Below are 8384 nucleotides of genomic sequence, written 5' to 3' on the forward strand. Positions count from 1 at the left end.
GTAATTGAATTCCATGGTCTCGTACATCCCGCTTTTGATAATGCTTTGAAATCCAGTTTTATCAAGGATTCATCAAGTTTTTCTTTTGTGAAAAAATGGACTTATTCATATTAATCTTAAACAGGGTCTATATTGAAAAAAGTGCATGAAGAAGTACTTCATACACTTTTTTCATTCATACAAAACTATTGTTTCGAAATTATCTTTTCAATCGCTTCTCTAACTTCTTTACCTGTGGCATGTTCCTTAACAATCTTCATGATGGATTGGTGGATTTTGTTAATGTCAGTTTTTACTTTTCCATCCAATTGATTTATTGTATTGGTGATAAGTAAATTTAACCACGTTTCTTTTAAACGTTCTGGCTTTCCATTGTTCTTTTGACTAAGAATGGATTTCATCTTATCTACAATTTTGTTTTCTGCTTTTTGAAGATTTTCCGTTAAATTCCCCCGTTGATTATTAGGTACTTCTGCGACTAATTTACTTGCCATTTCAAGTGTAATAATAGCTTGATCTACATCTGCTGCACTTTCAAGCCCAGCCTCTAACAATGTATTAATTGCTTTGTCTGCTTGTAAGATCGTTTTTACTATAAATAGTCGCTCAATTAATGTATTTTTGTCTTTCCCATCCATTAATTGATCAATTGCCTGTTGAGCCTTTTCAACACTTTCTTCAGAAGGCAACTGTTCGGCTTGCTCAACGGCTTCCTTTGCTAGTTTTAGATTTAACTCTTCTTGTGCTTGATCTACTTCGGCAGATACAATTTTTAAACGACCTTGTAATTCAACTTTCTTTTCAACATCTTCTAACTGTTCTATTAGTGCTGTGGCATCATTTACTGCCTCGACAACGGCATCAATCTTTTCTTGCTCATCAAGCCCATCTCCTGCTAACTTCTCTGCTTTATTTACTGCTTCCATGGCAAGTGTACTTGTTTCACTATTTTCATCAACAACCTCTATTTTCATAGAACCAATAATAAATGGTAAGTTTTTAGCACCAACAATTCGAAAGTCTGCATGACCATTTTGGCGATTGGTAAACTTTGCTTGCGGCATATCAATGGTTGCAGTTTGCCATTTATTAATATCTTCTTCCGTAATGGTAACTTTTTGCGCAGATTGATAGGCAGCTCCTGTTTCAGCTGATTCATATTGAAGTGTAAAAGAACCAGCGACAGGTGAACGATATTCAATTGTGGCACGACTATTATATGGTCCTCCATAAATATATCGATCGTCAACTGAAAGATAGAGGTTATTTCCTTGATTAAACGGGTTTTTATCGACTTGTAAAACCGTTCTTCCATCTATCACCATTTCATGAGCCGGTCCGCTTTCGTACGGAATCCAGGTTAAACCATTCGGCTCACTGTCAAGATCCATTGATACAAATTTTGCAGGCTCGTCTGGTATGATTTCAACCTTCATGAATCCGATAAGGATCGGCAGGTTGTTTGCTGCTAAAAGACGCATATCTGCACCATTATTTTGGCGATTTGTAAATTTAATATCTGGTATCTCTAAAGTCGCAGTTTTCCATTGGTTGATTTCATCATTCGGAATACTTATAGATTGAGAATTTTGATATGCTGATCCTGAATCAGCCGATTCATATTGAAGACGAAAAGAACCTGCTTTTGGTGAACGATATTCAATTGTTACTTTCGCATGATATGGCCCGCCTAAAATAGATTCGTCATCTACATATAAGTAAGCATGGTTGCCGCCGCCCATTGGATTTTTTTCAAGCTGCAAGGCCTTTCTTCCATCTATCATGACTTCACTAACCGGTCCATCTTGATAATTTTGATAGGATAAACCATCTAAAACAGTGGAATCATCAAAATCCATCGACACACTATATTGATTTGGAACCGGCGATCCTCCTGAATTTGGATTAGGATCCACCCATTCCATACGGTCGGCAATATATGCCTTACCTGTTTCATCTTTTTTCAAGGTAAAATTATACTGATTCTCACCAGAAAGAGTAAGATATTCTACCTTTAATTCATCTTTCCTCACCGTAAGACGAACAGCACCTAAATTCTTATCATCCCGATACAAACTTCCTTCTACCGGTGAAAATATAGGAGTATTACCATTCCCGCCATTTCCTGAAATCACGATGTTATAACCGTCTTTCGTTTCAATATGTTCGGCATGATGATCATGTCCCGCTAATATCAGGTCTACTCCTGGCGTCATAACCCAAGAACGATCAAAGTTATTTCCTGCTTTTCCGGATGAATAAACCGGTTGATGCTCCCCTGCAATGACCCATTCTGCTTGACTATTGTCAATTGTGTTCTTATATGCATCATAAATTGGAGGCATTTGATCACCTGTTGATTTATTGCAGTTAGCATCTGGGTTTACGAAATCAACTAAGCCATTGCCAAACCCCGCAACATATGAAACTGGGACCCCAAATTTTTCAATACTTGGTTGAACACTTTCGCTGGTACAGCCGTTTCCATAATCGTGATTTCCCATAATCGGGAAAAATTTTCCTGCTTTGATGTCTTCTATATATGCTGCTTGTGCTTTTTCTACTTCCTCTGGTAATCCACGTTGATAGGTATTATCCCCAACAGTTAATATGTAATCTGGGTTCCATGAATGAACCATATCAGCCACCTGTTGTTCCCCTTCACAATTACCAACTCCACAACCGCCATAATCACCGATAACAGCCAATGTAAGTTCATCAACAACTGGTTTTGCAGGATCTGCTTTTTCGGTAATACGTTCCAATTCACCATTCGTTTCAGCTGCTAAACTAGTAAAAGGAAAATTAACCGAGCCAGATAGGATGGTGACAATGGCTAAATTCCCAAAATACTGTCTGAATTTTTTCAAGACTATCTCTCCTAATATCGTTTTTTATGAGCTGTTAATTTGTCCCCTTACTGTAAAAAAGTGCCTCCTTTAAAGTAATAAGATGAAAAACAAAACGGCGAGATTAATATCGCAATGGCACAAACATAAATCCACTTCACCATAAATTCTAAAGATGATTTTATAAATCTATTAATCTCCATAGTTTCTAAATAATGTTAACAAAATCAAATGAATGGAATATTAAGAAATTTTAAATTTAAGGTAAACTTTGTTTGATTGTTCATACTTTTTTATTTTTTTAAAAAAATCAAGCTTTTCATAGAGAATAGAGTAACTGCAATTGTAAATTATCGAAAAATGACGTTATTCGTTAGATAACGTTTGAAAACCTCTTCGGTCTTTTAGAGACTGAATTATTAATATCCTCGAAAATGAATGTGTATGGGGAATTTTAAAAAAAGAAAAAGTGGATTCACTATGACCATTCCATTAGGAAAACAGTGAGACATTTTAGACGTTGGACTGGGCAACATGATCCGTCTATATAATTGGCAGTATCCTCCTTGGAAATGTTCAGCTTACATTGTCAAACGAGAGTTGAACAATTTTAGATCAAGATAGAACTCCCAAAAACGCCTGGCTTCTTCAAGTATAATCATGAGTCAGTGACTTAAAATAACATTATGAACGCCATTTTTACATCATTTTTATGGGGGAGTGTACAAATTGATTGATTTCAATAATGAAGAATTTGAAAAAGCGTATGAAGAAGAAATGAATAGTATAAATGATCAGCTTGAAAAAGAGATACTCTTTGCGATGGTTGGTGATGTGAATGCAGGTAAATCCTCAACCATCAACCGTTTAATGGGGGAAAATGTTGCAGCTGTTGCACCGAAGCCTGGTGAAACAGTCATCGTAGATAAATACAATTACAGGGATAAGATTATCTTTGCGGACACACCCGGATTGGATGATATCAACAGCAAGAATTCTGAAGAAACAATGAAATTCTATAAAGATGCCGACGTTATCTTATTTTTTCTAAATGCTGCAGGTACCGTATTCTCAGAAGGGGAAAAGAAACACTTTGAAAACATACGAAAAACCAATCAGAGAATCATCTTTGTTCTTAATAAGATTGATGCTGCTGAAGATATCCCGAGCCTGGTAAAATACATACAAGATGAAACAAACTATCAATATAAAGTAACGCCCATCTCCTCGAAAACGGGTGAAAATATTGAAATGCTGCGAAATGCGATCTTGGATATCCTCAAAGAGGAAAAAAAAGATATTCTTTTTGCCAAGCACTTAAAGGAAAAATCTTCGACAGCCAATAAGTGGATTATGGCGGCTGCAGCATCTGCTGCGGCAGTTGGAGCAGTACCGATCCCCGGTTCTGATATTATCCCGATTACCGGGATTCAGGTTAGTCTTATGGTAAGGCTATCAACGTTATACGAGAAGCCCCTCACCAAAGAGCGGGCGAAGGAATTAACCATTGCTTCATTAGCAGGAAATATAGGAAAAGGGATCTTTAGACAAGCTGTTAAATTCATTCCTGGTGCCGGAACCATTGCCGGCGCAGGAATTGCAGGAAGCATGACACTGGGTCTTGGATATGCGATAAAGTATGCATATGAACATAATATAGAACTTGATGCTGATCTATTGAAAACATTATCCAAAACGTTTATGAAGGATAAGACTTCTGACGGAAAGGAATGAGATTTTAATTTTTTATCAGATACTACGCGCTCTCTATGCTGTACAACGGTCTTTTGCAGAATAATCTTCTATTTCCCCATTAATGCCCTTCTGTTAAGGGAGCCTAATTATCTGATTTTAGTATTGAAAAGATGAAACATCACTAAGCATAAGCACTTAGGGAATGAAAGAAAGTAACCTTTGACTGTGACTTATCAAAAAAGAATATTTATAATAATGGGTGCCTGATACCTTTTTCGGTGTCAGGCACCAAAATATATCGTTTCATTCAAAATTATTGCAGTTTGTTATGGTCATAAACCAAGTGCAAAATCAATTTTGTCAACGGATTGTGGAAAATCAATGAGGGGATTTCTATTCTTTTGAATATGGTAGATCTCTAAGTTACGATGTTTTTCATAAATGTCGACTGGATATTCACGATGCCATTGAATGAAAGTTTCAATATCCTTCATGCTGTAACGGTTAATTACTCTCGGATATCTTAATAAAAAATACAACGTTGCACGAGCAATACTGCCTTTTCCGTTTTCAGGTTCAAATTTACCATCTTCATATTTCCCGCAATTTTCCCTAATTGCTTCCGTCTCCATTTTAGGAGAATAGTCAGTGAAATCAAAAAAAGGATAATTGGATCTTGAAGAATTACAAACCGACTCACATGTAAAAAGATGATGCAAATCCCCTCTCATCGGATCATGCTTATCAAACCATGACTGGGGCACGACATGTTCGGTATTATACATATTTTCACTTTCAATCAATGCTGCTTCCTTCAGTAATTCATCATCGCTGTTTGAACTGCTTTTGATCATCTTGTCATAGGCTTCTTTCCTTTTTCTATCTGTTTCATGATCTTCTTGAATAATCTGTTCAGGATCCTTTTCAGCTCCAGAATAGATACTTTTCAGCACACCATCAGGGTGAAGGTCTACCCTTGAATAAAGAAAATTCCGGGTCTTAGCATTATAAGGAAGCTGATTTTCATGAGTTTTAGAAATTAACTGATTGAGTTTTTTATATAACTCTTTTTGGTCCGCTTCATTAAAATTAATGTTTTGATAGTAATCTTGGATGATGTGTTTATCCTGGTCTTCATTATAATACTCTTTTTCATTTTGGAATTTCTTTTGGTTAAGCTGCAACTCTATCAATGCGGCTTCTAAATCTGCTTGTTCACTTGTTTCAATACCTTTCATGTTCTCCATTTTATTTCTCCTTTCCTATTAATTTTTTTACGCTGTCCTAAAATTGTTTTTTTAATTATCAGTATTCTTGTTGCTGAATCAATTATATCATTTAACTAACCTACAAAGTTAATAATCTCACCTCATTGATGACAATATACGCTTCTCCATCTCCTTTACCTGGGAATTTCAGTTTTAACTCGATTTTTACCCGCTGGCTCTTGATTCGGACTCTCACGGGAAGAATCAACTGGTTATTTTTACCGCTGGCTCTTGATTCGGACTCTCACGGGAAGATTCAACCGCTTATTTTACCCGCTGGCTTTTGATTTGACCTCTTCAGGGAAGAATCAACCGCCAATTTTACCCGCTGGCTCTTGATTTAACCTCTCCCGGGAAGATTCAACCGCTTATTTTTACCCTTGGCTCTTGATCCGGCCTCTTCTCGGGAAGATTCAACCGCTTATTTTTACCGCTTGCTCTTGATTTGACCTCACTTGGGAAGATTCAACCGCTTATTTTTACCGCTGGCTCTTGATTCGGACTCTCCCGGGAAGAATCAACCGCCAATTTTACCCGCTGGCTCTTGATTTGACCTCTTCTCGGGAAGATTCCACCGCTTATTTTTACCCTTGGCTCTTGATTGACCTCTTCTCGGGAAGATTCCACCCTTTATTTTTATCGACATTATCATATTCGATCTTCCTTTGTAAGAATCATAATACTTTTTTGATAGATTACCTTGTTTTTAAATAGTCACTTTAAAAATAACGACCAAAACCATTATAAGTACCCAAATTGTACTCAATGCATAGGATAATCTGATGAAATTTTGAGGAGGGAAAAAATGTACTATCCTGCTAATATGTATCCATATCAAAATCCTTATTATACAAATCAACCACAGTCTCATTTTTCAGGAACAAATGGATACTATCCTGCTTCATATGATGCGCATCGTTTCAGTATGACACCGCCATTCTGGGGGCGAAATCAAACAGACTTTGGACCGCAGCCATTTGTGGTGAATATAAATGACGCGGCAAAGGAGAACAATACCTATCGTACTGCTTTATGGACAGGAAATCATTTACAGGTAACTTTGATGAGTCTTCAAGTTGGGGAAGATATCGGTTTAGAAATCCATCCTAACATTGATCAATTTTTGCGAATTGAGCAAGGCCAAGGGATTGTCCAAATGGGGGAAAGTCCAGAGAAATTAAATTTTGTTAGACAAGTGTTTGATAATTCTGCCATCATGGTTCCTGCCGGGACTTGGCACAATGTAACCAATACGGGCAATATCCCATTAAAATTATATTCCATCTATGCACCGCCGCAGCATCCAAGGGGAACTGTACAAGTAACCAAAGCTGAGGCGATGGCTGCTGAGCATCATTAATACCATCTAGGCGCGGGAATAATCTTAAACCCCGCCTAGATCTTTTAAAAGTTTTATCACATTATCCGGTATAACGAAAATTGCCGATCCTTATGCTCCTCATAAAGCCTTTCAACCATTTCCTGTTGTACAGCCTCCTCAAGACTAATTTCACGTTTCTTAAATGTAATGGTTAGAAAAAGAATATTGATTGACATTTAATAGTCCTCCCTTAAAGGAACTTTATTATTTGTCATCATTATATAAGTATGGAAGGTATTTCTAATCATAAGGAGGTATGAACTTTCTCTACATATTTGGTCTATATTTAAAACCAAAGCCTCTAAGACTTTAGATGTATTCAAAAAGGGTCTCAATATGTATATGAGGTATTATTTTTTAAAAAAAGATCTTGATAGATAGATCGTCTTCATAGTGATGAAGGACAATATTGTTTTCGCACTCGAGGATTTGTCTTTCATAAAAGCAATGATAGACAATACTGGTCCTGCGGGCGGCGAAAGCGTCCTTCATAAAGCCGATGAAAGACATTTTTACCCCTGCAACCCGGTATTTTGTCCTTCATCATACCGATGAAAGACATTTTTACTTCTGCACCCCGGTATTTTGTCCTTCATCATGCCGATGAAAGACATTTTTACCTCTCCAACCCGAAATTTTGTCCTTCATCATGCCGATGAAAGACATTTTTACCCCTGCAACCCGGTATTTTGTCCTTCATCATACCGATGAAAGACGTTTTTACCTCTCCAACCCGGTATTTTGTCCTTCAAATTGCCGATGAAGGACATTTTTACCTCCGCAACCGGTATTTTGTCCTTCATCATGCCGATGAAAGACGTTTTTACCTCTGCAACCCGGTATTTTGTCCTTCATATTACCGATGAAAGACGTTTTTACCTCTGCAACCCGGTATTTTGTCCTTCATCATGCCGATGAAAGACATTTTTACCTCTGCAACCCGGTATTTTGTCCTTCATCATGCCGATGAAAGACATTTTTACCTCTCCAACCCGAAATTTTGTCCTTCATCATGCCGATGAAAGACAGCTCTACCTCTGCAACCCGGTATTTTGTCCTTCATCAAATCATGACCACCCGTCCAACGGGTGGTTTGAACAACGGCTATAAGCCTATATTACCGGCCAGCGTCTAAAGGCGCTGGCTTTCATTTAATTCAAGCCTCTATTGCCTTTGCCGCTTTTGCCACCC

General features: G+C 37.4%; 5 protein-coding genes. 2 read left to right on the top strand and 3 right to left on the bottom strand.

Features of this window, described 5'->3' with window-relative positions:
• Positions 1-185: 185 nt before the first annotated feature.
• Positions 186-2870: a metallophosphoesterase gene (locus tag M3183_RS18970; RefSeq protein WP_251472127.1), complete on the bottom strand. Its 2685-nt coding sequence runs from the start codon at positions 2868-2870 to the stop codon at positions 186-188.
• Positions 2871-3578: 708 nt separating this feature from the next.
• On the opposite strand from M3183_RS18970, the gene M3183_RS18975 reads away from it, so the two are divergent.
• Positions 3579-4583, top strand: a complete 1005-nt coding sequence (locus M3183_RS18975; RefSeq protein ID WP_251472128.1) for a GTPase — start codon at positions 3579-3581, stop codon at positions 4581-4583.
• Positions 4584-4876: 293 nt separating this feature from the next.
• On the opposite strand, the gene M3183_RS18980 is transcribed toward M3183_RS18975, so the two are convergent.
• The gene (locus tag M3183_RS18980; RefSeq protein ID WP_251472129.1) at positions 4877-5791 is read right to left on the bottom strand and encodes an endonuclease I family protein; all 915 of its coding nucleotides are present in this window, start codon (positions 5789-5791) and stop codon (positions 4877-4879) included.
• An 826-nt stretch (positions 5792-6617) separates the two neighbouring features.
• Here M3183_RS18980 and M3183_RS18985 point away from each other — a divergent pair.
• Positions 6618-7172: a cupin domain-containing protein gene (locus M3183_RS18985; RefSeq protein WP_251472130.1), complete on the top strand. Its 555-nt coding sequence runs from the start codon at positions 6618-6620 to the stop codon at positions 7170-7172.
• 56 nt (positions 7173-7228) lie between these two features.
• Here the strand turns inward: M3183_RS18985 and M3183_RS18990 are convergent, their stop codons facing one another.
• A complete protein-coding gene (locus M3183_RS18990; RefSeq protein ID WP_251472131.1) occupies positions 7229-7369 on the bottom strand; it encodes a YrzI family small protein in 141 nt (46 codons plus the stop codon).
• Between the last annotated feature and the right edge of the window lie 1015 nt (positions 7370-8384).

The organism is Neobacillus mesonae (assembly GCF_023715155.1).
GTDB classification, from domain to species: domain Bacteria; phylum Bacillota; class Bacilli; order Bacillales; family Cytobacillaceae; genus Neobacillus; species Neobacillus mesonae_A.

Excerpts from the sequence above, each read along its gene's own strand:
- M3183_RS18990 (WP_251472131.1), bottom strand. The coding sequence starts at position 7,369 with ATGTCAATCAATATTCTTTTTCTAACCATTACATTTAAGAAACGTGAA.
- M3183_RS18985 (WP_251472130.1), top strand. The coding sequence starts at position 6,618 with ATGTACTATCCTGCTAATATGTATCCATATCAAAATCCTTATTATACA.
- M3183_RS18980 (WP_251472129.1), bottom strand. The coding sequence starts at position 5,791 with ATGGAGAACATGAAAGGTATTGAAACAAGTGAACAAGCAGATTTAGAA.